The following is a 768-nucleotide window of genomic DNA, read 5'->3' as shown; positions in this document are numbered from 1 at the left end:
AGCGGCTGCGGCGGCGCGCCGGCGTGGCGCGGCAGCGCGGCCAGCCCGCTGCAGGCGACCCCGACGCGCCGGACCTCGGCGAGCACCGTCAGCAGCGCCTCCGCGTCGTGCCCCGCGACGCGCTGCGGCTCGGCGAGCCAGCGCTCCAGCGCCGCGTCGGCGAGGTTGGCGGCGAGCCCCATGCGGCGGCGGGCGCGCGCGGGCGACGGGCCGCCGTCGTCGGGGAGCAGCCCCGCGGACCGCGCCGCGGCGGCGAACGTCTCCCGCACGCGCTCCAGCAGCGTCCCCAGGGTGGCCGGGATCCCCGCCGACTCGTAGCGCGGCCACAGCACCCGGCTCGCCAGCACCGCCAGCGCGCCGCCGGTGAGCGTGTCGACGATGCGCACCCCCGCCAGCCGCCAGTCGCCGAGCGCGGGCTCGGCCAGCAGCACGAACAGCGGCGTGAGGAAGAAGGTGAAGAGCGCGTAGTTGCGCCGCACCGCGACGGCCGCGACGGCGAGCACGAACATCACCGCCGCGAGCGCGAGGCGGTCGTGCAGCAGCGCCGCCAGCAGCGCCGCGACGACGCCGCCGAGCACCGTGCCGCCGACGCGCGCCGCGCCGCGCTGCCAGGTCGCGCCGGCGTACGGCTGCAACACGAGGATCGCGGTCGTCGCCAGCCACTGCACGCGCGCGACGTGCAGCGCGCCGCCGAGCAGGTGCGCGGCCGTCACCACGACGGCGAGGCGCGCGGGGTGGCGCCGCGCCGGGTCGTCGGCGGCCGCCAGC

The 768-nt window shown here is 80.1% G+C and carries 1 protein-coding gene; it reads right to left on the bottom strand.

Annotated elements, in window-relative coordinates; translation table 11 throughout:
* On the bottom strand, positions 1–768 hold a 768-nt coding region (locus PYV61_RS26160; RefSeq protein ID WP_275836825.1), incomplete at both ends, for an FUSC family protein.

The organism is Roseisolibacter sp. H3M3-2 (assembly GCF_029211165.1).
Lineage (GTDB): Bacteria > Gemmatimonadota > Gemmatimonadetes > Gemmatimonadales > Gemmatimonadaceae > Roseisolibacter.
Note: the sequence above shows the minus strand (reverse complement) of the source record. Positions and strands in the feature narration are given on the sequence as shown.